The organism is Muricoccus pecuniae (assembly GCF_014199205.1).
Classification (GTDB): Bacteria; Pseudomonadota; Alphaproteobacteria; order Acetobacterales; family Acetobacteraceae; genus Roseomonas; species Roseomonas pecuniae.
This window is the reverse complement of the sequence record NZ_JACIJD010000005.1, coordinates 95,062-118,873: the sequence shown is the minus strand read 5'-3', so window position 1 is coordinate 118,873 and position 23,812 is coordinate 95,062. Positions and strand designations below refer to the sequence as shown.

Annotated in this window: 23 protein-coding genes and 1 tRNA gene; 10 read left to right on the top strand and 14 right to left on the bottom strand. The window is 71.2% G+C overall.

Annotation, left to right across the window (positions count from 1 at the left end; all coding sequences use genetic code 11):
* Positions 1-105: 105 nt before the first annotated feature.
* The 4 genes from clpP to FHS87_RS07120 form a co-directional block, all read right to left on the bottom strand.
* Positions 106-783: an ATP-dependent Clp endopeptidase proteolytic subunit ClpP gene (gene clpP / locus FHS87_RS07135; protein WP_184515517.1), complete on the bottom strand. Its 678-nt coding sequence runs from the start codon at positions 781-783 to the stop codon at positions 106-108.
* Between the two features lie 187 nt (positions 784-970).
* Entirely contained in the window at positions 971-2,314 is a 1,344-nt protein-coding gene (gene tig, locus FHS87_RS07130; protein WP_184515513.1) for a trigger factor, read from the bottom strand.
* 46 nt (positions 2,315-2,360) lie between these two features.
* Positions 2,361-2,445: transfer RNA gene (locus FHS87_RS07125), tRNA-Leu, on the bottom strand.
* A gap of 64 nt (positions 2,446-2,509) precedes the next feature.
* Positions 2,510-4,030, bottom strand: a complete 1,521-nt coding sequence (locus tag FHS87_RS07120) for an NAD(P)H-hydrate dehydratase (protein ID WP_184515511.1) — start codon at positions 4,028-4,030, stop codon at positions 2,510-2,512.
* A 113-nt stretch (positions 4,031-4,143) separates the two neighbouring features.
* On the opposite strand from FHS87_RS07120, the gene parA reads away from it, so the two are divergent.
* Positions 4,144-4,767: a ParA family partition ATPase gene (parA, locus tag FHS87_RS07115; RefSeq protein WP_184515508.1), complete on the top strand. Its 624-nt coding sequence runs from the start codon at positions 4,144-4,146 to the stop codon at positions 4,765-4,767.
* A 7-nt stretch (positions 4,768-4,774) separates the two neighbouring features.
* On the opposite strand, the gene FHS87_RS07110 is transcribed toward parA, so the two are convergent.
* Entirely contained in the window at positions 4,775-5,677 is a 903-nt protein-coding gene (locus tag FHS87_RS07110) for a DMT family transporter (protein WP_246418155.1), read from the bottom strand.
* Between the two features lie 171 nt (positions 5,678-5,848).
* Between FHS87_RS07110 and FHS87_RS07105 the strand changes: the two genes are divergently transcribed.
* From FHS87_RS07105 to FHS87_RS07080, 6 genes are all read left to right on the top strand, one after another.
* Positions 5,849-6,520 (top strand): NUDIX domain-containing protein, encoded by a 672-nt coding sequence (locus FHS87_RS07105; RefSeq protein ID WP_184515502.1) that lies wholly within the window; start codon positions 5,849-5,851, stop codon positions 6,518-6,520.
* Positions 6,517-7,242, top strand: coding sequence for an alanyl-tRNA editing protein (locus tag FHS87_RS07100; protein WP_184515498.1), 726 nt, complete (start codon positions 6,517-6,519; stop codon positions 7,240-7,242). The genes FHS87_RS07105 and FHS87_RS07100 overlap by 4 nt, the downstream gene beginning before the upstream one ends.
* A 2-nt stretch (positions 7,243-7,244) precedes the next feature.
* A complete protein-coding gene (locus FHS87_RS07095) occupies positions 7,245-8,114 on the top strand; it encodes a sulfurtransferase (protein WP_312861905.1) in 870 nt (289 codons plus the stop codon).
* Positions 8,114-9,310 carry a cystathionine beta-lyase gene (metC, locus tag FHS87_RS07090; protein WP_184515496.1) on the top strand — a complete coding sequence of 399 codons (1,197 nt, stop codon included), beginning with the start codon at positions 8,114-8,116 and terminating at the stop codon, positions 9,308-9,310. Before FHS87_RS07095 ends, metC begins: the two co-directional genes overlap by 1 nt.
* A gap of 137 nt (positions 9,311-9,447) precedes the next feature.
* Entirely contained in the window at positions 9,448-10,173 is a 726-nt protein-coding gene (locus tag FHS87_RS07085; protein ID WP_184515494.1) for a class I SAM-dependent methyltransferase, read from the top strand.
* A 213-nt stretch (positions 10,174-10,386) separates the two neighbouring features.
* Entirely contained in the window at positions 10,387-12,540 is a 2,154-nt protein-coding gene (locus tag FHS87_RS07080; RefSeq protein WP_184515492.1) for a DUF6311 domain-containing protein, read from the top strand.
* A gap of 64 nt (positions 12,541-12,604) precedes the next feature.
* Here FHS87_RS07080 and FHS87_RS07075 read toward each other — a convergent pair whose 3' ends face one another.
* The 5 genes from FHS87_RS07075 to FHS87_RS07055 all read right to left on the bottom strand — a co-directional run bounded on the left by FHS87_RS07075 (position 12,605) and on the right by FHS87_RS07055 (position 17,012).
* On the bottom strand, positions 12,605-13,606 hold the full coding sequence (locus tag FHS87_RS07075) for a glycosyltransferase family 2 protein (RefSeq protein ID WP_184515490.1): 1,002 nt from the start codon (positions 13,604-13,606) through the stop codon (positions 12,605-12,607).
* A gap of 75 nt (positions 13,607-13,681) precedes the next feature.
* Positions 13,682-15,031, bottom strand: a complete 1,350-nt coding sequence (locus FHS87_RS07070; RefSeq protein WP_184515488.1) for an NTP/NDP exchange transporter — start codon at positions 15,029-15,031, stop codon at positions 13,682-13,684.
* Entirely contained in the window at positions 15,021-15,935 is a 915-nt protein-coding gene (locus tag FHS87_RS07065) for an aldo/keto reductase (protein ID WP_184515486.1), read from the bottom strand. Before FHS87_RS07065 ends, FHS87_RS07070 begins: the two co-directional genes overlap by 11 nt.
* Positions 15,936-16,031: 96 nt before the next feature.
* A complete protein-coding gene (locus FHS87_RS07060; RefSeq protein WP_184515483.1) occupies positions 16,032-16,394 on the bottom strand; it encodes a hypothetical protein in 363 nt (120 codons plus the stop codon).
* A 132-nt stretch (positions 16,395-16,526) separates the two neighbouring features.
* Positions 16,527-17,012, bottom strand: coding sequence for a Fur family transcriptional regulator (locus tag FHS87_RS07055; protein WP_184515480.1), 486 nt, complete (start codon positions 17,010-17,012; stop codon positions 16,527-16,529).
* 57 nt (positions 17,013-17,069) lie between these two features.
* On the opposite strand from FHS87_RS07055, the gene hisI reads away from it, so the two are divergent.
* Entirely contained in the window at positions 17,070-17,558 is a 489-nt protein-coding gene (gene hisI, locus FHS87_RS07050; protein ID WP_184515835.1) for a phosphoribosyl-AMP cyclohydrolase, read from the top strand.
* Between the two features lie 55 nt (positions 17,559-17,613).
* A complete protein-coding gene (locus tag FHS87_RS07045) occupies positions 17,614-18,288 on the top strand; it encodes a GOLPH3/VPS74 family protein (protein WP_184515477.1) in 675 nt (224 codons plus the stop codon).
* Positions 18,289-18,294: 6 nt separating this feature from the next.
* On the opposite strand, the gene FHS87_RS07040 is transcribed toward FHS87_RS07045, so the two are convergent.
* Positions 18,295-18,597, bottom strand: coding sequence for a SemiSWEET family sugar transporter (locus FHS87_RS07040; RefSeq protein WP_246418154.1), 303 nt, complete (start codon positions 18,595-18,597; stop codon positions 18,295-18,297).
* A gap of 18 nt (positions 18,598-18,615) precedes the next feature.
* Between FHS87_RS07040 and lpxB the strand changes: the two genes are divergently transcribed.
* A complete protein-coding gene (gene lpxB, locus FHS87_RS07035; RefSeq protein WP_184515474.1) occupies positions 18,616-19,806 on the top strand; it encodes a lipid-A-disaccharide synthase in 1,191 nt (396 codons plus the stop codon).
* A 51-nt stretch (positions 19,807-19,857) separates the two neighbouring features.
* Here the strand turns inward: lpxB and FHS87_RS07030 are convergent, their stop codons facing one another.
* The 3 genes from FHS87_RS07030 to FHS87_RS07020 form a co-directional block, all read right to left on the bottom strand.
* On the bottom strand, positions 19,858-20,910 hold the full coding sequence (locus FHS87_RS07030) for a YsnF/AvaK domain-containing protein (protein WP_184515470.1): 1,053 nt from the start codon (positions 20,908-20,910) through the stop codon (positions 19,858-19,860).
* 55 nt (positions 20,911-20,965) lie between these two features.
* The gene (locus FHS87_RS07025) at positions 20,966-21,367 is read right to left on the bottom strand and encodes a DUF2382 domain-containing protein (RefSeq protein WP_184515467.1); all 402 of its coding nucleotides are present in this window, start codon (positions 21,365-21,367) and stop codon (positions 20,966-20,968) included.
* A 74-nt stretch (positions 21,368-21,441) separates the two neighbouring features.
* Positions 21,442-23,772 (bottom strand): bifunctional salicylyl-CoA 5-hydroxylase/oxidoreductase, encoded by a 2,331-nt coding sequence (locus FHS87_RS07020; protein ID WP_184515464.1) that lies wholly within the window; start codon positions 23,770-23,772, stop codon positions 21,442-21,444.
* Positions 23,773-23,812 lie beyond the last annotated feature (40 nt).

Below are 23,812 nucleotides of genomic sequence, written 5' to 3'. Positions count from 1 at the left end.
ATAGCCACCCACCCCCCTCGGGGGAAGCGTGGGACGAAATTGTGACGGCCGCCCGGCCCCGCCAGTCGGAACAGATCCCGAACATGGTGGGGCGGGCCGCCCCCATCAGCTGCGGGGGCCCTCGACCGCCGGCGCCGCAACCGCCGCCCCAGGGGGCAGCTTCGACACGACCTGGTCGATCAGCCCGAAAGCCTGCGCGTCCTCGGCGGACATGTAGGTGTCACGCTCGAGCTTGCGCTCAATCTCCTCCACCGGTTGGCCGGTGTGGTGGACATAGATCTGGTTCAGGCGCTTGCGGAGATCCAGGATCTCGCGGGCCTGGATCTCGATGTCCGTGGCCTGGCCCTGGGCGCCGCCGGAGGGCTGGTGGACCATGATCCGGCTGTTCGGCAGGGCGAAGCGCTTGCCCTTCTCCCCGGCGGTCAGCAGCAGCGAGCCCATGGAGGCCGCCATGCCGAGGCAGACCGTGGAGACGGGGCTGCGGATGTACTGCATCGTGTCGTACATCGCGAGGCCGGCCGAGACGACGCCGCCCGGGCTGTTGATGTAGAAGGCGATGTCCTTGTTCGGGTTCTCGCTCTCCAGGAAGAGGAGCTGGGCGCAGATCAGCGACGAGACCTGGTCGAAGACCTGGCCCGTCAGGAAGATGATCCGCTCCTTCAGCAGGCGCGAGTAGATATCGTAGGCGCGCTCACCGCGAGCGCTCTGCTCGACCACCATGGGGACGAGGGAGTTGTTGTAGACATCCACCGGGTCACGATCGACGAATACGGAGCGAGTCATCGTTTGTCCTTCCCCGCCGGCGGAAGGGTGCGTCCCCGATGGCACCGCCCGGACGGGAGCCCGGCCATGCCGCGGCGCCCCTCCGGCCCCTTTGCCGGCAATACAACCCCAAGATGGGGCAACCCGCCCCCCCGGGGAAGGGGGGCGGGCGCGTATTTACCCCGGAGACAGAAAGCTCTCAGGGGTGTCAGGCGGCCTGGAGCTCGGACGGCGCAACGGTAGTGTCCGTCACCTTGGCCAGCTCCAGCATGAAGTCCACAACTTTCTCCTCGAAGATCGGGGCGCGGAGGTTCTCCAGCGCCTGCGGGTTCTTCTGGAAGAATTCGAAGACCTGCTTCTCCTGGCCGGGATAGCGGGTGGCCTCCCGGCGCATGGCCTGGAACAGCTCGTCCTGGCCGACCTGGATGTTGTTCGTCCGCCCGATCTCCGAGAGCAGCAGGCCCAGGCGGATTCGCCGTTCGGCGATCTTGCGGTACTCGGCCCGCAGCGTCTCCTCGTCCTTGCCGGCGTCCTCGGGGTCCAGGCGGCCCGCCTTGCGGTCCTCCTCCACCCGCGGCCAGATCTGGCCGAACTCGGCCTCCACCATGCCCTCGGGCACGGGGAAGTCGGCGCGGTCGGCGAGTTGGTCGAGGAGGGCGCGCTTCACCCGCAGGCGGGTGAGGCTGTCATACTCGCTCTGGATGGACTTCTTCAGCTCCTCCCGGAGCTTCTCGGCGCTCTCCAGGCCGAGCGACTTGGCGAACTCGTCGTCGGCCGGGGCGGCGGCGCGGGTCTTGAGCGCCTTGGCCGTGATCTCGAACTCCGCGGGCTTGCCGGCCAGCTCGGCCGAGCCGTAGCCCTCGGGGAAGCTCACGCGGACCTTGCGCGTCTCGCCCGGGCGGATGCCTTCAAGCCCCTCGGTGAAGCCGGGGATGAAGCCCTCGCCGCCCACCTCGATCGGCATGTCGCTGGCGGTGCCGCCCGGGAAGGGCTCGCCCACCGTCGCCTCATCGCCCTCGCCCTCGACGAGGCGGCCGACGAAATCGGCCACGACCATGTCGCCCTTGGCGGCGGGCCGCTCCTCCGTCACGTCCTCGAGCTTGGCGTTGCGCGCGGCCAGCCCGTCCAGCGCCTTCTGCACCTCCTCCTCGGAGGGCTCGGCGCGCGGGCGCTCCAGCTCGATGCCGGAGAAGTCGGGCATCGGGATCTCGGGCAGGACCTCCATCTCGATGTTGAAGGAGAGGTCCTGGCCCTCGCCGAACTCGCCGACGAGCTCGACCTTCGGCTGCAGCGCCGGGCGCAGGCCGCGGTCGGTCAGCAGCTCGCGGGTCGCGGTCTGGACCTGCTCCTCCAGCACCTCGCCCGTCACCGCCGTGCCGTAGCGCTTCTTGACCACCGACATCGGCACCTTGCCCGGCCGGAAGCCCGGGATCCGCAGGTCGCGGCCCAGCGCGGCGAGCCGCTTGTCGCGCGTCGCCTCGATCTCCGCCGCCGGCACCACCACCGAGAAGGACCGCTTCAGCCCCTCGGCCGAGAGTTCCGTCACCTGCATCTGCTCAGTTCCACATCAAGGACATTCAGGACGGCGCCAAGCAGCTTGGTGCGGGCGGAGGGACTTGAACCCCCACGGCTTGCGCCACTGGAACCTAAATCCAGCGTGTCTGCCAATTCCACCACGCCCGCCTCGCGCGGCGCCGAAGGGGGCGCCCTTACCGCAACCGGGCGCCCTTTCCAAGCGCCGGCGAAATCAGCGGGCCCGATCGGCGCGGGAGAGGGCCCCGGGGATCCCCTCCATTACGTCCTCGGCCAGCACGCCCGCCCCCCTCGGCGCCGCCTCGCCCTGAAGCCACACGGCGGCGCAGGCTGCCTCGAAGGGCGGCATTCCCCCGGCCAGCATCGCCCCCGTGATCCCGGCCAGCACGTCCCCCGTGCCCGCCGTGGCGAGGCTGGGCGGGGCGTTGTGGTTCACTGCCGCCCGGCCGTCCGGCGCGGCGATCACCGTGTCCGGCCCCTTCAGCACTGTCACGGCCCCGGTCTGGCAGGCGGCGCGGCGGGCGGCGGCCAGCCGGTCCGGCCCGACCTCGCCGAAGAGCCGCGCGAACTCCCCGGCATGGGGGGTGATGATGGCGGCGCCGCGCAGCCCCTCGGGCGCTCCGGCGAATGCGCCCAGTGCCCCCGCATCGGCCACGACCGAGCGCCCGGCCCGCACCGCGCCGGCCAGGAGGTCCCGCGCGGCGTCGTCGGGCGGCAGGCCGGGGCCGAGGACCCAGGTACCGCGCCGCGCATCCCCCAGCAGCGCCTCCGCAGGGGGGTCGGCGACGATCGCCCCCGGCTCCCCTGCGCGGAAGGCCGCCGCCGCCTCGGCCGAGAGGGCGGCGAGCGTCACCAGCCCCGCCCCGGCCCGCCGCGCGGCCCCCGCCGCCAGCCGCGCGGCCCCTGACATGGCCCCGCCAGCGACCACCACATGGCCGCGCCGGTACTTGTGCCCGGCGGGGTCCTCGGGCGGCAGGTGCCAGAGACCGGGGGCGTTGCGGAAGCTCCGCTCCCCCTCCCCCTCCAGCGCCTCGGCGATCGCCTCCTCCGGCAGGCCAATATCGGCGAGGTGCAGCTCGCCGCAGAGAAGCCGCCCGGGCAGGAGGAGGTGCCCGGGCTTCAGCCGGGCGAAGGTCACGGTGAGCGCGGCCGGCACCGCCTCCCCCAGCGGCTGCCCCGTCGTGCCGTCGAGACCGCTCGGCACGTCCACGGCCAGCACGGGGCCGCCCGCGGCGCGCAGCACCTCCAGCGCCCCGGCCGCGAGCGGGCGGGAGGGGGCGCCGCCGAGCAGCGCATCGATCACCAGCCCCGCCCGCGCCGCCTCCTCCGGGCGGAAGGGCAGCACCGGGCCGCGCCACCGGGCGGCCGCCTCCGCCGCGGGCCCCGCGGCCGGGGGCGCCGCCATGAAGGAGACGGCGACCGGCCACCCCGCCCCCTCCAGCAGCCGCGCCGCGACCAGCCCGTCGCCGCCATTGTTGCCCGGCCCCACCAGGACCAGCGTGCGGCAGGGGCGGAAGCGCGCCATGGCCGCCCGGGCCACCGCCCTTCCCGCGGCCGCCATCAGCCGCGCCACCGGCACGGAGGAGGCCGCGTCCGCCCGCGCCATCGCGGCGGGGGTGAGGAGGTCGAGCGGCCAGTCGGGCCGGAGGGAGCGGCCTCTGCCGCCCGCCCCGTCGGAGAGGCGCGGCGAAGGGAGCGGGGCGTGGCGATGATGGGCTGAGAAAAGGTCGGGCATGCCCGCTGAACGCTATTCCGGCCAGGACTATTCAGGGAGAGCCGTGACGCGGTGCAGCACCGCACGCTGAAACCGGTCTAGGCTCCCCGGCGAATCGGCAAAGGGCGTGTGACATGGCCTTCGTGGTGGCGGTGGCGCAGCGCAAGGGCGGGGCGGGTAAGTCCACCGTCGCGGCCAACCTGGCCGTGGCGCTGGCCGAGAGCGGGGCGCGCACGGCCTTGCTGGACACGGACCCCCAGGCGAGCCTGACGCGCTGGCACTCCCTACGCCCGGCCAGTGCCCGCGGGCTCGACTTCTCCAGCCCCTCCGGCTGGCGCGTGCCCCAGGCGGTGACGCGGCTGCGGGAAGGGCACGACTTCGTCGTGCTGGACACGCCGCCGCATGCCGATACGGACAGCCGAGTGGCGATGCGCTCGGCGGACCTCGTGCTCATCCCCCTCCAGCCCTCAATGCCCGACCTCTGGGCGATGGAGGCGACGCTGGAGGTCGCGGCGGCCGAGCGACGCGCGGTGGCCCTCATGCTCAACCGCGTCCCCGCCCAGGGAAAGGCCGCCCAGGAGGTCGCCCAGGCGCTGCGGGACCGGAAGCTGCCCCTGCTCGACGCCGCCTTCGGCAACCGCACCGCCTTCGCCGCCGCCTTCGCCGAGGGACTCGGCGCCGCCGAATCCGCGCCCCGCAGCCAGGCCGCCACGGAGGCGCGGGCGCTGGCCCAGGCGGTGTTGCGCGAGAGCCGGTAGCGGGCCCTCAGGCCGGCGCGCGCGAGACCTCCATCCGCCAAAGCGCCAGCCCCGCCCCGGCCAGGAGGAGGAACCCCGCGAGGTCCCAGAGATCCGGCACCTCCCCCCAGAGGAGCACGCCGATGGAGGTGGTCCAGAGGATGGCGGAGTACTCGAAGGGCGCGAGGAGCGTGGTATCCGCGGAGCGGTAGGCCGCCGTCATCAGCAGCTGCGCCCCGACGGAGACGAGGCCGACGACCAGCAGCAGCCCCCACTGCCCCGGCGTGGGGTGCACCCAGCCCGGCAGCGCCGCCAGGCCGGAGACGAGCGCGGCCCCGATGGCGAACCACAGCACGATGGTGATGCCCGCCTCCCCCGCCTCGCCCATGCGGCGGATCGAGACCATCGCGTAGGCCCAGCCGAGCGCCCCCGCCAGCACGCTCCCGACCGCCAGGGGATGGAGCGGCCCGCCGCCCCCGGGCTGGACCATCAGCAGCACCCCGGCGAAGCCGACCAGCACCACCCCCAGCCGGGCCCACCCCACCCTCTCCCGCAGGAGGAGGACGGAGAGGCCGGTGAGGAAGAGCGGCATGGTGAAGTTGAGCGCCGTCACTGTCGCCAGCGGCAGGTGGGCGTAGCCGAAGAAGGAGCCGTACATCCCCATCAGGCCGCCCACCATCCGCTCGACGTGGCGGGCGGGATGGCGCGTCCGCAGGGCCGCCCGCAGCCCGCCCGGCGCGGTGAGCGCGGCCAGCACCAGGATGGCCGGCAGGGCGAGGAGGTTGCGGAAGAAGACGAGTTCGGAGAGCGGGACAGCCCCCTGCAGGCCCTTCACCGCGGCGGCCGCGAGGGCGAAGAGGCCGGCCGAGGCGGTGACGCAGCCGATGGCGCGGGCCCTCGCGGCGCGCTGGCCGCGCGTCTCGTCGGGCATGGGCGGGGACTTCATGGGGCGGGGCTTCGCGTGACCTGGCGGCCATTCTCCGGAGAGGCGGGCCGGCCGCAACCCTCGGCGGCCCCTTTTCCCGGGCGGACGGCCATGCCCGGGAACCATGGCTGGGGGCGATACCCAAGCCGCGCGTTCCGCTGTAGCGTCCGGCCCCGCATGAACGAGCAGCGCGGCGCGGCCCGCATCCCTCTCCCCGGGCGCCCGGCCAAGGCCCCGCCCGTCCCGTCCCACCCGCTCTACGAGCCCGAGACCGACGAGGTCGTCTGGAACGGCCGCTACCCCGTCCAGCGGGTGCGCTTCCGCTTTCGCAAGCGGGACGGAAGCCTCTCGGAGCTGCTGACCTGGGAGCTGCTGCGCCGCGGGCAGGGAACGGTGATCCTGCCCTGGGACCCCGTGACGGACCGGATCGCGCTCATCGAGCAGTTCCGCCTTCCCGCCCTCGCCGCCGGGGAGGAACCGCGCGTGACGGAGCTGCCCGCCGGGCTGGTGGACCCCGGCGAGGACCCGCTTGAGACCGCCCGGCGCGAGCTGGAAGAGGAGACGGGCCTCGTCCCCTCCCGCATCGAGGCGATCGGGACCTACATGCTCGCCCAGGGGTCCTGCGACGAGCGCGTCCACTTCCACATCGCCCGCGTATCCCTGGAGGGGGCGCGCGACCGGACGGGCGGCCTCGCCGGCGAGGGGGAGGAAACCGTGGTCCGGGTGGTGGAGGCGGCGGAGGCCTTCGCCATGGTGGCCGCGAACCGCATCCGCAACGCGCCCACCGCCCTCGCCCTGCTCTGGTTCCAGGTGAACCACGCGCGACTGAAAGAGGAATGGACGCCATGACGCGCAGCCGCGCCCTGTTCCGGGAAGACGCCTATACCGCGGAGAACCGCGCGACCGTCCTCGAATCCTCCGAGGCCGGGGTGATCCTCGACGCCAGCGTCTTCTACCCCCGCGCCGGCGGGCAGCCGGGCGACACCGGCACCATCGCCTGGGACGGCGGCGAGATGGCGGTGGCCGACACGGTGAAGTCGCCGGACGGCTCCGCCCTGCACCTCCCCGCCCCCGGCGCCGCCCTACCGCCCGTGGGCGCGCAGGTCGTCGCGCGGCTGGACTGGAACCGGCGCCACCGGCACATGCGGATGCACACCACCCTGCACCTGCTCTGCGCCGCCATGCCCGGCATCTTCGCCACCGGCAACCAGATCGGCGCCGAGAAGTCCCGCCTGGACTTCGACCTGCCCGAGCCGCCCGCGAAGGAGTGGGTGACGGAGCGGCTGAACGAGCTGATCGCCGGGGACCACCCGATCGGCGAGCGCTGGATCAGCGAGGCGGAGCTGGACGCCAATCCCGGCCTCGTCCGCACCCTTTCCGTCCAGCCGCCGCGCGGGGCCGGTCAGATCCGGCTGGTGCGGATCGGCGCCGAGGAGGCGCCGGTGGACCTCCAGCCCTGCGGCGGCACGCATGTGCGCCGCACCGGCGAGATCGGGCGCGTGGAGGTGGTGAAGATGGAAAGCAAGGGCAAGCAGAACCGGCGCATCCACATCGTGCTGGCGGAGGGCTGATCGTGAGCGACACCATGGACGCAATCGTCTCGACGGAATGGCTGGCGGGGGAGTTGGGCAAGCCCGACCTCGTGGTGCTCGACTGCTCGCTGATCCTGCCCGGCGAGCCCGGCAACAAGCGGGAGAACTTCCTCGCCGCCCACATCCCCGGCGCCCGCTTCTTCGACGTGGACCTCCTCGCCGATCCCGACACGGACCTGCCGCACATGGTCCCGACGCCCGCGCGCTTCGCGAAGCTGGCCGGCGCGCTCGGCATCTCCAACGGCAGCCGCGTCGTCTTCTACGACCAGGCGCACGGGCTGCGCGCCGCGGCGCGGGGCTGGTGGCTCATGCGGCTGATGGGGCACGAGGCCGCTTACGTCCTCGATGGCGGGCTGCCCAAGTGGAAGCGGGAGGGACGGCCGGTGGAATCCGGCGAGCCGCCCGCGCCGACCGCCGCCACCTTCGTTCCCGATTTCCGCACGGACCGGCTCCGCGGCATCGGCGACATCAAGCGGATCGTCCGCCAGGGCGGGGGCGAGGCGCTGATCCTCGACGCGCGGTCAGCGGGTCGCTTCGACGGCACGGCGCCGGAACCCCGCGCGGGCCTGCCCAGCGGCCACATGCCGGGGGCGGCGAACATCCCCTTCACCGACCTTCTGGCGCCCGACGGCACGATGCTGCCCCCCGAGGCGCTGCGCGCCCGCTTCGAGCGGGCGGGGGTGGAGGCGGAGCGGCCCACCATCCTCTCCTGCGGCTCGGGCGTGACGGCCTGCGTGCTCGCCCTCGGGCTGGTGCGCGCCGGGCTGCCCGAGGGCTCGGTCTATGACGGTTCCTGGACGGAATGGGCGCTGCGGCCCGAGACGCCCAAGGCCACGGGGAGCGCCGCCTGATGGCCGACCAGGACGACGCGACGCTGGGCTTCGCCACCCGCATGTCCCATCACGGGCGCGCGGGGGCGCGGGTGCACGGCTTCGTCAACCCGCCCGTCCATCGCGGCTCCACCGTGCTCTTCCCGGACTGCGAGTCCCGCAAGGCGGCGGGGAAGCAGCGCTACGAGCAGGTGCTCACCTACGGCACGGCCGGCGGCCCGACCCACCACATGCTCGAGGACATGATCGCCGAGATCGAGGGCGGCACGCGCGCCCTGATCGTCGGCACCGGCCTCGCCGCCGTGATGGTGCCGCTGCTGGCCTACCTGAAGGCGGGCGACCACTGCCTCATGCCCGACAGCGTCTACGGCCCCGCGCGCAACCTGGCCGACGGGCTCATGGCGGGCTTCAGGATCGAGACGACCTATTACGATCCGCTGGTGGACGAGGCGGCGACGCGCGCGCTGATCCGCCCGAACACGAAGGTCGTCTATACCGAGAGCCCGGGCAGCCACACCTTCGAGGTGCAGGACATCCCTGCCATCGCCCGCGCCGCCCATGCCGCGGGCGCCAAGGTGCTGATGGACAACACCTGGGGCTTCCACAACTTCCAGCCCTTCGCCCACGGCGTGGACGTCTCCATCCAGGCGCTGACGAAATATGCGGGCGGGCACTCGGACATCCTTCTCGGCAGCGTCGCGGTGAACACGCCGGAGGACTGGAGCATCGTGAAGGGCGCGGCGAGCCAGCTCGGCCAGTTCGCCAGCCCCGACGACTGCTGGCTCTGCCTGCGCGGGCTGCGCACCCTGCCCGTGCGGCTGAAGGCCCAGGCCGAGAACGGGCTGGAGGTCGCCCGCTGGCTGGAGGGGCGGCCTGAGGTGCTGCGGCTGCTCCACCCCGCCCTGCCCTCCCATCCCCAGCACGCGCTCTACGCCCGCGACTTCGCCGGTGCCTGCAGCCTCTTCGGCGTGGTGCTCCAGCCCCGCTACTCCGATGCGGATGCCGAGGCCGTGGTGGACGCGCTCTCGCTCTTCGGGATCGGCGCGTCCTGGGGAGGCTATGAGAGCCTCGCCCTCCCGACCGCGCCCTCCATCACCCGCACCGCGACCGACCCGCACGACTTCGGCGGGCCGATCATCCGGCTGCATATCGGGCTGGAGGATACGGCGGATCTGATCGCGGACCTGGCCCAGGCGCTGGACCGGCTGCCTCGCTGAGACTGGTGCGTCACTGCAAGGAGCGGTCTACTGACACCGGATCGGGTGTTGGCTTCTTCCGGTCGAGATTGTACAGGGCGCCTGCTCCGCACCGGGGCGCGGGCGGAACAGGTTGCCAGAAGGAGCGCCGGGTAACGATGGACCTGAAGGAGGAAGAAATTCTCGGCGACCGCATCGCCGAGCACTGGTACTACCGGGCCAAGGCGAACGCCATGCTGCGGGTCAGCGGCGATGATTTGCGGCACGTGGCCGATGTCGGCGCGGGCTCGGGCTTCTTCTCGCGTATCCTCCTCTCCCGCGGAGCCGACCGTGCGACCCTGATCGACCCCGGTTATCCTGAGGACCGGGACGAGACGCATGAGGGCAAGCCGCTGCGCTTCCGGCGCCATGGCGATGCCTCGGACGCCTCGCTCGTCCTCATGATGGACGTCCTCGAGCACGTCGAGGACGATGTCGGCCTCGCGCGCGAGTACATCTCATCCGCCCGGCCCGGCACGCGCTTCATCATCACTGTCCCGGCCTTCCAGTGGCTCTGGAGCGGACATGACGAGTTCCTCGAGCACTTTCGTCGCTATGACCTTCGGCAGATCTCCGATGTCCTGACCAGGGCTGGGCTCCGGGTGGATGGCGGCCGCTATCTCTACGGCTTGCTGATGCCGCTCGTCATGGCGAGTCGCCTTCCTCAGCGCCTCCTCGGACGCAAGAGCGAGCCGAAGAGCCAGATGCGGGAATTCGGCCCTGTGATGAACACCGCCTTCGCCGCGGTCTGTGCCGCGGAAGCGGTGCTGCCCTGGAACCGAGCGGCGGGCCTGACAGCGATGGTTTGGGGAACTGTTCCAGAGAACAGGGCGGAACCCGCGTAGAGCTGAAGCACCCGAGTTCGGGGATTCGCGGTTTGCTCGACGGCGAGGCCTCGGACCGCCGCTCGCCGTCCAACGCGAGCAGCAACCTGATGGGCGTCGGATATACAGGGGCACGCGCCCGTCCGGTCCGCCGCTCAAACCGATTACCGCCCCTAGTGACGACACGATGTTCCAAACGCGGTCGCCCCCTGGGCATCAAAGGAAGCGCCTCCGATGACTAGTTCGCGCGAGTGCTGGGGCACGGGGCTCTTGTCCTACGGCTTGGCCGCACTCGCCGGCATCATGATGGCCGCTTGGCTTTTTCCAGCCTCCTTCCTCTTCCCCGACCCCCGGAGCGTGCTAGCGGGTGACGCGATCACCCATGCGATCGGCCAGCGCTACTTCATCGCGGAGCCATGGCACTGGCCGCCTCTCTGGATCCGCAACGTAATGCCCCCGGGCGTGCCGATCGGGTTCATGGATTCCATCCCGCTTCTGGCCGTCCTGCTGAAGCTTGGAAGAGAGCTTCTTTCTCCGGCATTCCACGGCATCGGGCTCTGGTACGGGATCGCCTGGGTCTTGCAGCCGGTCGCCGCGATCTTCTGCATCCGATGCGCTGGCGAGCGCCGTCTGCTACCCTGCCTGGCCTTTGCGGTCATGGCGGTGAGCATACCGGCGTGGTGGGCACGCTACGGGCATGCAGCGCTGACAGGACACTTCGTCCTGCTTTTCGGCCTTGGCCTCTACTTCCGGCTTCTGTCCCCAAAGCCGGTTGGCGCGTGGGTAGGCGCCCTCGTGCTCGTCTTATGCGCCTTGCTCATCCACCCCTACCTGCTCGTCATGAGCTTAGCGTTGATAATTGCGGCGCCGGCCACGCTCGTCTGGCGCGCGATCTTCGATCTCTCCCAGCGGGCACCGTACGGTTCGGCAGGCAAGCAGTGGGAGCGCTGGCGGCCGGGCATCCTGTCCGCCGTGTCGGGGCTGCTGGTGCTCGCCACCGTGGCCGTTGTCAGCCGCGTTCTCGGATACGGTGGAAACTACGGCACCGAGACGTTCATTAGCGACAGCTCCGGCCACAAGGGTTATGGCATTTACAGCCTCAACATCCTCTCTCCCATCTGGCCATTCCTGTCGGGACTGCTGCCGAACCCATCCGACTTCGTCCACATCAGCTCGGCCGCGGGTTTCGAGGGTTACAACTGGTTGGGATTAGGGCTGATCCTCTCGGTTGTTCTCGGCATTCTCCTTCGCCCGAGGGACGTCCCCCGAGCCCTTCATCGTCATGCAGGGCTCGTCGTGGGGCTGGTCATCCTCACCTGCCTCGCAATCACGACGCGCGTGGGTTTCGGCAGCAAGCTCCTCTTTGATCTGGGCCAGCCGCCACAGGCGCTCTTACAGTTTCGTGCCAGCGGAAGGCTGTTCTGGCCCGTTGCCTACACTCTCGCACTCGCTGGTATCCTCATTTTGGCACGTCTCCGGGCAAAGCCTCTATGGATAGCGGCCCTTCTCCTGATTCCGGCGGTACAGTGGGTGGATGCTGGACCACTCCGGGCCCGTCTGCACGAATTGGTGCGCACCGACACCACTCTGGTGCCGGAGGCGGAGGCACTCCGCGGGATACTGCCCAGTGTGCGTGTGGTGACCGTTCTGCCGTCCTACTACTGCAGCGGCGGCGGACCGGATGCGCAGTATGGCGAACTCTTGCTCCAACTACTCGGAGTCGTCTCTGAGCGAACCCTGCCGGTGAACACGGGATATGTCGGCAGGCAGCCGCGCCCCCTCGACTGCCGCGACGACTTCGCCCCTGCGGCAACGCCGCTGCAGCCAGGAGAGGTCCGGATTTTTACCAGACCGGACGGCGACACGGCGGTGGCGCTCGGGCACGGGAGACAGCATGAATGCGCCAGGGTGGGGCGGGTCGTCTTCTGCCGTCCAGCCGGGGAGGACCTACCAATCCTCCCGACGCCGAGCCTCGCAGCGGGGCTTGGCTTCGCGGCCGGTGGGAGCGGTCTGCAGACGCTGATGGATGGATGGTACACGCCTGAGGAGGCCTGGACTTGGTCCAGGGGACAGCGTGCCAGCCTGGTGTTGCGGCAGAGGACGGAGGCGGATGAGCCCCTCCGTTTAGAGTTCCAGCTGGTCGGTTTCGCGCCGCCGAGCCGCGAGGCGCAACGCGTAAGGGTCAGCGCGAATGGCGAGGCGATTGCTGAATGGGAGATACCGCACATGAAGCTGTCCTCCCGTAGCCTGGACGTGCCTGCCGGTCAGGGGCCCGTGCTGCTGGAGTTCAGCTTCGAGACGCCCTCCTCGCCGCGTGAGCATGGCATGAGCACCGATCCTCGCCTCCTCGCCATGGCATTGCGCAGCATGCGGCTGAGGCAACGCTGACGATGAGCGCCGAGTGGATCGTATTTCCGTCCGGCGTCGGTTCCGGCTGTACCGGGAGTTCTGCTTACTCCCCTGCCTCCCCGCCCGCGACATACCGCTCCACCACGTAGAGCGGGCGCCGCTTCACCTCGTTGAAGATGCGGCCGAGATACTCGCCCATGATGCCGAGGGTGATGAGCTGCACCCCGCCCAGGAACAGCACCACCGCCATCAGGCTGGGATAGCCCGGCACCGGATCGCCGTTGATGAGGGTGTTCATCACCACCCGGAGCATGAGGACGATGGCGAGGACGGCCGTGACGAAGCCGAGATAGGTGGCCGCGATGAGCGGCGCGGTGGTGAAGGAGGTGATGCCCTCGATCGAGAGGTTCCAGAGCCGCCAGTAGTTCCACTTCGTCTGCCCCGCGGCGCGCGGGGCGCGGTCGTAATACACGGCGCGCGAGGGAAAGCCGATCCAGGCGAACAGCCCCTTCATGAACCGGTGCTGCTCCCGCAGGCGCAGGAGGGCGTCCAGCGCGCGGCGGCTCATCAGCCGGAAGTCCCCCGTATCGGCGGGGATGTTGATGCGCCCGGACGCGCGGCCGATCACGCGGTAGAAGAGGCTCGCCGTGGCGCGCTTGAGCCAACCCTCCCCCTTGCGGGACCGGCGCGTCGCGTAGACGACATCCACGCCCTCGCGCCAGGTGGCCACGAGTTCGGGAATGACCTCGGGCGGGTCCTGGAGATCGGCATCGATGACGACCACGGCTCCGCTCGCCCGGGCATGGTCCAGCCCGGCGGTCAGCGCGATCTCCTTGCCGAAGTTCCGGCTGAGATTCACGATGGACACCCGGGGATCCGCGTCGCGGAGGGCGAACATCGTCGAGAGCGTCGCGTCCCGCGACCCGTCATTGACGTAGACGATCTCGTAGGAGCTCCCGAGCCCGGCCATCACGGCGGTGAGCCGCGCGTGGAAGGAGGAGAGCACCTCAGCCTCGTTATAGGCCGGGACCACGATGCTCAGCTCCGGGATGATCAGTTCCGGGAGGGGCACCGCCTGGTCGTCAAGGCGTTGATCCGGGGTCATGCGGGACGGATGGTCCATGGGTTGCCGCGCGCCGATACCAGGGATCGGCAAGGGGGCAAATAGCCTACCGCGACCTCACCCCGCCTGCAGGACCTGCCTTGGCCGCTCCTGCCCCTCCGCGCGGGGAACCGCCTCCGCCTCCGCGCGCTCCTGCCGCCGCCCGAGCCAGAAGCTCAGCGCCAGCCAGAGGACCGAGAGCGGCACGGCAAGGATGGAGATCCCCGTCATCGTCAGACCCAGCCCGATCAGCCCGGCATAGGCCCAGCTCGCCACCTGGTCCCCGCCTCGATAGACGACGGTGTCGATGAAGTTCTTTGCCTTGTAGCGGTCCTCCCGCGGCACGGAGGTGAAGAGGACCTCCCGTGCCGGGCGGGCGAGGGCGAAGTTGCTCACGCGGCGCGCGACCTGCACCGCGACGAAGGCGCCCACCGTGGGCGAGGCCGCGAGCGCGGTGAAGCCCGCGATGCTGACCAGGGGCAGGGCGCAGAGGGTGAGCGCGACCCCGATCCAGCCCATCAGCCGCCCCGTCAGGAAGAGCTGGAAGGCCAGCGTCAGCACGTTCACCCAGAAGTCGATGTTCGCGAAGAAGGCCGTGCGGGCCGCGCGGCTGGGAAAGTTCGCCTCCGCGATCGTCGCCTGCTGGAAGTAGAGGAAGGTGTTGGTGACGGCATAGAGGAGGATGAAGAACCCGATGCCCAGGAGGTAGGGCGAGCGGAAGGTGTGCGTCATCCCCGCGAAGATGCCGCCACCCACCGCCTTGTGCGGGTCGTCGCCGTTCGCCGGGCGGCCGAAGGCATCGCTGACGCGCGAGAGCCGCCGGGACGCGAAGACCGCGACCTCGAGCAGCAGGATGGAGGCGAGAAGCAGCGGGTACTGGCCGAGATGCTCGACCAAACCCGAGGTGAGGGCCGAGCCCGCGATGCCGCCGAGCGTGGCCCCGGCCGCGAGGAAGCCGAAGAGGCGCTTGCCCTGCTCCGCGTCGAACACGTCCACGACGAAGGACCAGAAGACGGAGACGACGAAAAGGTTGAAGACGGAGACCCAGATGAAGAAGGCGCGCCCGACCCAGAGCTGGGCTTCCGGCGGCGCCGCGGCGAGCAGCGCCATGAAGCCGAGCAGGTTGAGCATGAAGAAGCGGTAGGAGATGGCGATGAAGCGCTCCCTCGGCCATCGCCGCACCGCGAAGGCGAAGAGCGGGTTGGTCGCGAGCATCGCCAGCAGCGTGCCCGTGAAGAGCCAGGGCAGGTTACGCACCCCGCCGGCCACGCCCATCTCATCCCGAATGGGGCGGAGCACGTAGTAGGCGAGAAAGAGCGCGAAGACGTAGAGCCAGGACCAGGCCAGCGCCCGTCCCTCGCCCGGGCGGAGATCGACCAGCCGTCGCAGGGGGTGGTGCAGCGGCCCGCCCCCTGCCTCAGAGGCCATCGATGAGGGCTTCCATCCGTCGGCGCATCGCGGCATCCGGCATGCGGCCCGTGGCGGCGCGGAGGTTGTCGTCGACGTAGCGGGGCTGGGCCATGCCGGGCACGGCGCAGGTCACGGCCTCGTGCGAGACGAGGTATTTCAGCATGAACTGCGCCCAGCTCGTGCAGTCGATCTCAGCGGCCCAATCCGGTAGGGGCTTGCCCTCGGTGGCGCGGAAGACGCTGCCGCGGCCGAAGGGAAGGTTGATGAACACGGCCATGCCGCGCTCCCTCGCCAGGGGGATGATGCGCTCGGCGGCATTGCGATTGTCCAGCGCGTAGTCGATCTGGATGGCATCCAGCGCCTCGCGCCGCATCATCGCCTCGAAGGCCTCGTACTGCCGGTCGAAGGAGGTGGTCGCGCCGACATAGCGGATGCGCCCGGCGGCCTTCAGCTCGCGCAGCGTGGCGAGCTGGTTCGTGATGTCGCGCAGGTTGTGAACAGCCAGGAGGTCGATGCGGTCGGTCCGCAGGTTGCGGAAGGACCCCTCGATCTGCTCCCGCCCGGCCTCCTTGCTGTCGGCGCCGACCTTCGTGCAGACGAAGAGGTCGCGCCGTATGTCCAGGTCGGCCACCAGCCCGCCCATGATGGCCTCGGCATTGCCGTAGGAGGGCGCGGTGTCCAGCACCGTGCCACCGAGCGCGTGGAAGCGGCGGAAGGTGTCGCGCAGCGGGGCGATGTCGGCCTCGGTCCGCGCCTCCTCGTAGCGGCGGGCGGAGCCGAGGCCGATGACGGGGATCATCTCGCCGGAGGAGGGGATCGGCTTGCGGATGAGCGCGGGAGCCTGCGCCCGGGCGCCGCCCGCCGCGACGGCGGCGAGCCCGCCCCCCAGCCCGGCCAGCACGGTTCGGCGGGTGGCATCCATGCGTCTTCTCCCTCGGTCCTGGTTCCTACCGAATGGGGAGTGTTGCGCGAATGGGAAGGCCCGTGAACCGGAAGTCCCGTGGGCCCTGCCCGGTCCTTACTCGGTGACTGCCCGCGTGGTGCCGGACTGGCGGTTCCAGTGCAGCGTGACGCGGGAGATGGAACAGAGGTTCATCTTGCGCCACTCGCTCTGGTCGCCATCGGCATAGACCACCTTCATGTCCCACTCGCAGGTGGCGGCGCTCGGGCTGAACTGGACATCCACCGAGCGGCCATCGGCGAGCGTGCCCTGGCCCATGATGTCCCGCCCCCAGGAGGAGGAACTCGTCGGCCCGACATAGACCTCGTTGATCTCGTAGCCCGTGCGGTTGACCAGGGTGAAGTCGAGCCGGCTCTGCGCCTCGGCCATGGAAGGCATGGCGAGGGCGAGCCCGAGGGCGGCGAGAAGGTGGCGCTGCATGGAAGTCTCCGTCCGGAGCGGCGACCAACGCCTTCCGGTCCGCCCATGCTCGGGGCGCGGGCTGAAGCCGGGGTAAACGGACCGGCGCGCGGCGAGAGCGGGCCGGCCATTCCGGAAACGGCGCGGGACCGCTCAGGCCGCGGCGGCGCAGGCCTCGCAGGTCCCCTCCACCTCCACCGTGGTCCGCGCCGGGCTGAACCCGGCCGCGCGCGCCGCGGCCGCGACGGCGGCGGCCACGGAGTCGTCCGACAGCTCCGCGGTGCGCCCGCAGTTCCGGCAGATCAGGAACTGGTGGGGGTGCTCGTGGTCGTGGCCCTGCGCCGCCTCGGTGCAGGGGATGAAGGCGTTGAGCCGCTCGATCCGGTGGATCAGCCCCTGGGCGAGCAGGAAGTCCAGCGCACGGTAGACGGTGGGCGGCGCGGCCCCCGGGCGCTCGGCGCGCAGCCGGTCCAGCAGGGCATAGGCGCCGACCGGCTGCCCGGCCTCCAGCACCATCTCCAGCACGCGCCGGCGGAGCGGGGTGAGCTGCGCGCCGCGGCGCAGGCAGGCGCTCTCCGCCTCGCGCAGCACGTCGGTGGGGTCCGCGGGCGGGTGGTGATGGTGCTCGCCGTGGGGCATCCGGTCCTCGAGGGCGGCGCGCGGGACGCCGGCGCCGGCCCGCCCTATATAGGCCCCATGGCCACGCCCCCCAACCACGCCCCTGACCATGTCCCCGGGCGCAGCACCGACCGCCCCGCCGACCTCGCCCCCTGGCACGCCCCCACCCCCGAGGCCCGCGCCCGCTTCCTCGCCGCGCTCCGCCCGGATGCGAACGGGCTCGTCGCGGCCATCGCCCAGGCCGAGGGGACAGGGGAGGTTCTGATGCTCGCCTGGATGAATGCCGAGGCGGTGGAGGAGACCCTGCTGACGGGGCGCGTGACCTATTACAGCCGCTCCCGGCGCAAGCTCTGGCGCAAGGGCGAGACCTCGGGCCAGGTGCAGCACCTCATCGACCTCCGGCTGGACTGCGACGGGGACGCGCTCCTCGTGACCGTGCGGCAGGACGGCGTCGCCTGCCACACCGGCCGGCGCTCCTGCTTCTCCTGGGGGCTGCGGGACGGCGAGGTGGCGCCGCTGGAGCCCGTGCTGGCCGATCCGGCGGGGCTCTACGGCGGGGGCGGTTGACGCCCGGGCGCGGGGGAGGCCTCCTGTCCGCCGCCACCGGAACGCGGGAGTCCCCATGCCGCTCACCATGCCCGAGGAGCTGGTCCTCCTCATGCTCGATGACAGCACCGGCCGGCTGAACGACACCGCCGGCCCCGCCTCGGGCTACGCCATGGCCGGCGCGGTTCTGGCGGAGCTGGCGCTGCGCGGGCGGATCGCCACGGGCCCGGACCGCCTCTCCGTCACCGATCCCTCGCCCACCGGCGACGCGCTGCTGGACCCCGTCCTCGCCCGCATCGCCGGGGATCCCGGCCCCTCGGCCGAGGAGGCGGACATCCCCCATGGCAGCCGCTGGTGGATCGAGACCCTGGCCACCGAGGGCGACGCGTTCCGCGAGGCCGTCCTCGCCCGGCTGGTCGGCCATGGCATCCTGCGGGAGGAGGAGGGCCGGTTCCTCTGGGTCTTCCCCGAGCGCCGCTACCCCGCCATTTCCGGCCGGGAGGAGCGCGAGGTGAAGGCGCGGCTGATGGCGGTGATCTTCGAGGAGGAGGCGCCCGAGCCGCGGGACGCGCTGCTGATCGGCCTCTGCCGCGCCGCCGGCCTGCTGCCCCTCATCCTCGCGCCCGGGACGCTGGAGGCCGCCGAGCCCCGCATCGAGGCCGTCGCGAACACGGAGGAGCTGAGCCGGTCCCTCGGGGACGCGGTGCGCGACATCTTCGTCGAGATGGCGCGCTATACCCCGATCATGTAGCGCCGCTCAGCCGAAGCGGAGCTTCATCGCCAGGATATAGGCCGAGAGCATCATCGTCGCGCCGTTGGCGATGATGAGCCCCTGGCTGCCGATCATCAGCCCGTAGGCCAGCCACAGCATCACGCCGGTGTTGAAGAGCAGCAGCATCGGCATGGAGAGGTCCCGCGCCGAGCGGGTGCGGTGCGTGCGAAGCACCTGCGGCACGAAGGAAACCGTGGTGAGTATCCCCGCCACCACGCCCAGCCACTCGACGCCGTCCATCTCGCCCAGACCCCCCGCCCGCGCTTTCCCTTCCGCGCGGCCGGCCATCCGCCTATGCACCAGCCCATGTCGGAAATCCATCGCCCCGCCGGGGATGCCAGCGCGCCGCTGATCTACCTCGTTTCGGGGGAGGCATCGGGCGACGTGCTCGGCGCGCGACTCGTGTCCCGCCTGCGCGCCATGCGTCCCGGCATCCGCTTCGCCGGGATCGGCGGCGAGCGCCTGGCCGAGCAGGGGGTGGAGAGCCTCTTCCCCATGCGGGAGCTGGCCCTGATGGGGCTGCTGGAGGTGCTGCCGAACCTCCGCTCCCTCGCCCGCCGCATGGACGAGACGGTCGCCGACATCGCCGCCCGGCGCCCCGCCGCCCTCGTGACCATCGACAGCCCCGGCTTCGCCCTGCGCCTGGCGAAGCGGGTGAAGCCCATGGGCATCCCGGTGATCCACTACGTCGCGCCCCAGGTCTGGGCCTGGCGCCAGGGGCGGGTGAAGGAGATGGTCCACCGCCTCGACCGCATCCTCGCCCTGCTGCCCTTCGAGCCGCCCTTTTTCGAGCGCGCGGGCATCCCCGTGACCTTCGTCGGGCATCCCGTGCTGGAGAGCGGCGCGGACCGGGGCGATGCGGCGCGCTTCCGCGCCGCCCATGGAATCCGCCCCGGCGAGCGCGTGGTGCTGGTGATGCCGGGCAGCCGGCGGACGGAGATCGCGCGGCTTCTGCCGATCTTCGGGGAGGCCCTGCGGCTGCTCTCCGCCAGGGTGCCGGGCCTGCGCCCCGTCGTGCCGCTCGCCGGCCCGGTGGAGGAGGCGGTGCGGACCGCGGCCGCCGGCTGGTCCCCCGGCCCCATCCTCCTGCGCGGTGTGGAGGAGAAGCACGACGCCTTCGCCGCCGCCGAGGCCGGGCTGATCAAGTCCGGCACCTCCTCGCTGGAAGTGGCCCTGGCCGGGGTGCCGATGGTGGTGGGCTACCGCGTGAACCCCGTCACGGCCGCCATCGCCCGGCGGCTGATCAAGGTGCGCTACGCGAGCATCGTGAACCTGCTGGCCGATGCGCCAGTGATCCCGGAACTCCTGCAGGGCGACTGCCGGCCCGACCGGCTGGCCGGGGTGCTGGAGCGCCTGCTCGCGGGCGGGCCGGAAGCCGTGGCGCAGCGCGAGGGTTTCGCGCGGGTGAGATCGCTCCTTGCCCCTCCCGGCGGCGGCAGCCCGAGCGAGGCCGCGGCGCGGGCCGTGCTGGAGACCGCCGGGCTGGCCGCGCCATAGAAAAGGGGGCCGCGGCTGCCCGCGACCCCCCTTCCATTGCTCGCTGCCGGATCAGGTGCCGGCGGGGCGCTTCGGCATCGTGCCGCCCGTGGCCGCGGTGCCGGCAGTGCGCTCGTCCTCGACCTCCACCTCGGTGTGGCGGACGGTGTCGGAGACGGTCTGCTGGCGCTGCTCCGCCTCCTTGCGGATGACCAACTCCTCCTTCACCCGGGCCTCCTTCGAGACCACGGCCTCCTCGGCGTGCTCGACCGCCTCGATGGTGCGCTCGCGGAAGGCATCGTCCACGGCGGAGGCGGGCAGGTCCACGGGGCGGCGCTCCACCTGCACGTGCTCGTCGCGCAGCGTCACCGTCTCGCTCACCGGGGTCTCCACGACATAGGAGCGCACGCGCACGCGGCCGCGATCGGTCTCCCGCTTGCCGACGCGAAGCTGCTCCTCGACGATCGGGATGCGCTCCTCATTCGTGCGACCGGCCATGCCCGCGGTGGAATCGCTGGTCATCGAGCTGCCCGCCATCGAGGCGGTCTGGGCCGTGCTGGTCTCGGTCGTGCCGGTCTGGGCCATGCCGCCCGTCATGCCCGCGCCAGCCATGCCGCTGCCCATCTCCCCCATGCCGGTCGACCCGACGGCGGGGACGGAGGTGCCGCCCATGGTGCCCGCGCCGACCGCGGCGGAGCTGTTCATCGGCATGCCCGTGCCGGCGGAGGCATCCGTGCCGGTCGCCTGGTAGCCCGACCAGCCGGAAGAGCGCCACTCGGCCTCGCGGGTGTCCAGGTCCACCGCGCCATGCTCCTCGAACACGTCGAGGGCGTGGTCGACCATCGCGTCGTCCACCTCCGCCGAGACGACATAACCGCCGCGGCGGATGCCCTCGGAATAGGAGTAGCGGTCCTCGTCGGGAATGAAGAGGCTGCCCAGCGAGGCCCAGAAGCCCTGGCCCTCACCGCTGGACGCACCCGCACCGGTGGAAGCGGTGGACTGCCCCTCGGTCGCGCCGTGGATGTGGATGCGGGCGGGATCGATCCCGTCATGGGAGCGGAGATGGGTCGCGACGGCCTGCGCCTCGCTCATCGAATCGAACAGGCCTGTGATGGTACGGGTCATGGCAACTCCTTTTTCCGCCGGGGCGGAACTCTGGTTCTTGAACTTGGGCCCGGTCTCAGGACCCCGTTGCGTCCCGGGCGGGCGGCACCCGCTCCACGGCCGCATGCTGCACCCGGCGCGTCGCCGGCTGCTCGACCTCGATCTCCGCGCTCACCACGCGGAGATGGATCTCCTCCTTGAGAACGAGGCGCTTCTCGACGACGAGGACCTCCTCGACGACGGGGATGATCAGCAGGTCGCCTTCCTGCCGGACGCGCGGGACCTCGGTCACGGTCCGCCCGACCGGCTTTCGCTCCACCTCGGCATGCCGGGTGCGAAGCGTCTCGCGCAGGATCTCCTCCGCCACCTCGGTGGTGAGGGAAACGCGCACGCGCCCGGTTTCCACCAAGCGCTTGTCCACGCGCAGGGTCTCCTCCACGATCGGAATCACCGTCTCGGCGGGGGCCTCGTCCGGCATATCAACCTCTTCGTGGAACGCCCTGAAAACGGCCGTTCCACCCAGGGGTTGCAGATCGTCCGGGGAAGGAGGCGTTACAGCGCGTGGCGCTTGGGCCGGGCCTTCCTGCGCAACTCCGCCAGATCCGCCTCCTCCCGCGCCGCATTTCGCAGCAGGGCCTCCTGGCCCCAGCGGTACTGGGGAGGGCAGGCCGTGCGCACGCCGTAGCGCGCCGCCGCGTGGAGGGTGAAGGCGGGGTCCACCAGATGCGGCCGGGCGAGCGCCACGAGATCGGCCCGGCCCGCCGCCAGGATGGTGTTCACCTGGTCCGCGCTGGTGATGCTGCCGACGCAGATCGTCGCGACCTTCGCCTCGTTGCGGATCATGTCGGACCAGGGAACCTGGAACATGCGCCCGTAATGCGGGGCGCTGCCGGCGACGGTCTGGCCGGTGGAGACGTCCAGCAGGTCGCAGCCCTCCTCGGCGAAGGCGCGGGCAATGGCGAGCGTCTCCTCATCCGTCACGCCGCCCTCGGCCCAGTCGGTCGCCGAGACGCGCACGCTCATCGGCCGGTCGGCCGGCCAGGCGGCGCGGAGGGCCCGGTAGACCTCCAGCGGGTAGCGCAGGCGGTTCTCCAGGCTGCCGCCATACTCGTCCGTGCGGTGGTTGGTCAGCGGCGAGAGGAAGCTCGCCATGAGGTAGCCGTGGGCGCAGTGGAACTCGAGCATGTCGAACCCCGCCCGCGCGCCCCGGCGCGCCGCGGACACGAAGTCGTCCCGCACGCGGTCCATCTCCGCCCGGGTTATCTCGCGCGGGACCTGGCTGTTGGGGAAATAGGGCTGGGCGCTGGCCGAGACGATGGGCCAGGCCCCCTCCTCCAGCGGCTGGTCCATTCCCTCCCACATCAGCCGCGTCGCTCCCTTCTGCCCGGCATGGCCGAGCTGGAGGGCGATGCGGCTCTCCCCATGGGCGTGGACGAAATCGACGATCCGCTTCCAGGCCGCTTCCTGGGCATCGTTCCAGAGCCCCGTGCAGCCCGGGGTGATCCGCGCTTCCGGGGAGACGCAGGTCATCTCGGTGAAGATGAGGCCCGCACCGCCCGTCGCGCGCGCGCCGTAATGCATGAGGTGCCAGTCGTCCGGCATGCCGTCGGTTGCCGAGTACTGGCACATGGGCGAGACGACGACGCGGTTCGGCAGCGTCATCCCGCGCAGGCGGAAAGGCTGGAACATGGGCGGTGCGCCGCGCTGCGCCGGCAAACCTGCCGCGCGCACCTCCTCCTCGAAGAGATCGCGCGATTCCTCCACGAACTCCGGCGCGCGGAGGGCGAGGTTGTCCCAGGTAATCGCCTTGGACCGCGTCATCACGCCGAAGGCGAAGCGCGTCGGCGGCATGTCCCAGAAGCGGTCGAGATGCTCGAACCAGACGAGGGACACGTCGGCCGCGTGCTGCGTCTTCTCGACGTCCTCGCGCCGGCCGGATTCGAAACACATCAGCACGGCCTCGACATCATCGGCGCCTGGGCCGCCCTTCATGAAGGCGGCATGGAGCGCGATCGCGTCCTCCATCGCCAGCTTCGTGCCCGAGCCGATGGAGTAGTGCGCCGTCGCCTTGGCATCGCCGAGCAGCACAACATTGCCCCTGGACCAGCGCTTGCAGCGCAGCATCGGGAACCGCCGCCACATGCTGCGGTTCGTGATGAGCCGGTGCCCCCCCAGCTCCTCGGCGAAGACCTGCTCCATAAAGGCAGCGCTCGCCGCCTCGTCCATCGCGCCGAGGCCCGCGCGCTCGAAGGTGGCGGGATCGGTCTCCAGCACCCAGGTGCTCGCACCTTTCTCGTACTGATAGCAATGGGCGATGAAGATGCCCTCCGGCCGCTCCTTGAAGAAGAAGGTGAAGGCGTCGAAGGGCCGCGTGCTGCCCATCCAGGCGAAGCGGTTCGGGCGCAGGTCCACCTCGGGCGCGAAGTGATCGACATCGCGCTGGCGGACAGGGCTGTTGATGCCGTCGGCGGCCACGATCAGGTCCGCATCGGGAAAGTCCTCGGGCGTCGCCTCACGCCCGAACTCCATCTCCACGCCCAGCTCGCGCGCGCGGTCCTGGAGCAGCATCAGCAGCGTGCGGCGTGAGCATCCGCAGAAGCCGTTGCCGCCGATCCGGTGGGCGGCGCCCGTGCCATCGGCGCGGCTGGTGACGATCTCGATGTCGTCCCAGTAGGCAAAGGCCCGGGTGATCGCCTCGTAGGAGGGGCGGTCGGCGCGCTCGAAGGTCTCCAGGGTCTGGTCGCTGAACACCACGCCGAAGCCGAAGGTGTCGTCCGCGCGGTTGCGCTCCACCACCGTCACCCGCGCCTCCGGGCGGTCGCGCTTCATGAGGATGGCGAAGTAGAGGCCGGCAGGGCCGCCGCCGATCACCGCGATCCGCATGGGGAAGCCTCCTCGCTGGAACCCGGGATAGTTTAGGCTT

Bases quoted from the DNA above. Each gene is read 5' to 3' on its own strand.
- clpP (WP_184515517.1), bottom strand. From the start codon at position 783: ATGACTCGCTCCGTATTCGTCGATCGTGACCCGGTGGATGTCTACAAC.
- tig (WP_184515513.1), bottom strand. From the start codon at position 2,314: ATGCAGGTGACGGAACTCTCGGCCGAGGGGCTGAAGCGGTCCTTCTCG.
- FHS87_RS07120 (WP_184515511.1), bottom strand. From the start codon at position 4,030: ATGCCCGACCTTTTCTCAGCCCATCATCGCCACGCCCCGCTCCCTTCG.
- parA (WP_184515508.1), top strand. From the start codon at position 4,144: ATGGCCTTCGTGGTGGCGGTGGCGCAGCGCAAGGGCGGGGCGGGTAAG.
- FHS87_RS07110 (WP_246418155.1), bottom strand. From the start codon at position 5,677: ATGCCCGACGAGACGCGCGGCCAGCGCGCCGCGAGGGCCCGCGCCATC.
- FHS87_RS07105 (WP_184515502.1), top strand. From the start codon at position 5,849: ATGAACGAGCAGCGCGGCGCGGCCCGCATCCCTCTCCCCGGGCGCCCG.
- FHS87_RS07100 (WP_184515498.1), top strand. From the start codon at position 6,517: ATGACGCGCAGCCGCGCCCTGTTCCGGGAAGACGCCTATACCGCGGAG.
- metC (WP_184515496.1), top strand. From the start codon at position 8,114: ATGGCCGACCAGGACGACGCGACGCTGGGCTTCGCCACCCGCATGTCC.
- FHS87_RS07085 (WP_184515494.1), top strand. From the start codon at position 9,448: ATGGACCTGAAGGAGGAAGAAATTCTCGGCGACCGCATCGCCGAGCAC.
- FHS87_RS07080 (WP_184515492.1), top strand. From the start codon at position 10,387: ATGACTAGTTCGCGCGAGTGCTGGGGCACGGGGCTCTTGTCCTACGGC.
- FHS87_RS07075 (WP_184515490.1), bottom strand. From the start codon at position 13,606: ATGACCCCGGATCAACGCCTTGACGACCAGGCGGTGCCCCTCCCGGAA.
- FHS87_RS07070 (WP_184515488.1), bottom strand. From the start codon at position 15,031: ATGGCCTCTGAGGCAGGGGGCGGGCCGCTGCACCACCCCCTGCGACGG.
- FHS87_RS07065 (WP_184515486.1), bottom strand. From the start codon at position 15,935: ATGGATGCCACCCGCCGAACCGTGCTGGCCGGGCTGGGGGGCGGGCTC.
- FHS87_RS07060 (WP_184515483.1), bottom strand. From the start codon at position 16,394: ATGCAGCGCCACCTTCTCGCCGCCCTCGGGCTCGCCCTCGCCATGCCT.
- FHS87_RS07055 (WP_184515480.1), bottom strand. From the start codon at position 17,012: ATGCCCCACGGCGAGCACCATCACCACCCGCCCGCGGACCCCACCGAC.
- hisI (WP_184515835.1), top strand. From the start codon at position 17,070: ATGGCCACGCCCCCCAACCACGCCCCTGACCATGTCCCCGGGCGCAGC.
- FHS87_RS07045 (WP_184515477.1), top strand. From the start codon at position 17,614: ATGCCGCTCACCATGCCCGAGGAGCTGGTCCTCCTCATGCTCGATGAC.
- FHS87_RS07040 (WP_246418154.1), bottom strand. From the start codon at position 18,597: ATGGCCGGCCGCGCGGAAGGGAAAGCGCGGGCGGGGGGTCTGGGCGAG.
- lpxB (WP_184515474.1), top strand. From the start codon at position 18,616: ATGTCGGAAATCCATCGCCCCGCCGGGGATGCCAGCGCGCCGCTGATC.
- FHS87_RS07030 (WP_184515470.1), bottom strand. From the start codon at position 20,910: ATGACCCGTACCATCACAGGCCTGTTCGATTCGATGAGCGAGGCGCAG.
- FHS87_RS07025 (WP_184515467.1), bottom strand. From the start codon at position 21,367: ATGCCGGACGAGGCCCCCGCCGAGACGGTGATTCCGATCGTGGAGGAG.
- FHS87_RS07020 (WP_184515464.1), bottom strand. From the start codon at position 23,772: ATGCGGATCGCGGTGATCGGCGGCGGCCCTGCCGGCCTCTACTTCGCC.